1 rRNA gene is annotated in these 200 nt (G+C 50.5%); it reads left to right on the forward strand.

Annotated elements, in window-relative coordinates:
• Positions 1-27 precede the first annotated feature (27 nt).
• Positions 28-200: ribosomal RNA gene (locus CD172_RS12145) — 16S ribosomal RNA — on the forward strand; the annotation flags it as partial.

A 200-nucleotide genomic window follows, 5' to 3' on the forward strand; every position in this document is an offset into this window, starting at 1 on the left:
TCAACGAGCTATATCAAGCTTACTTCTTTTATGGAGAGTTTGATCCTGGCTCAGGATGAACGCTGGCGGCGTGCCTAATACATGCAAGTCGAGCGAACAGATGAGGAGCTTGCTCCTTTGACGTTAGCGGCGGACGGGTGAGTAACACGTGGGTAACCTACCTATAAGACTGGAATAACTCCGGGAAACCGGGGCTAATG

The sequence above is a fragment of the Staphylococcus agnetis genome (assembly GCF_002901865.1).
GTDB classification, from domain to species: Bacteria; Bacillota; Bacilli; order Staphylococcales; family Staphylococcaceae; genus Staphylococcus; species Staphylococcus agnetis.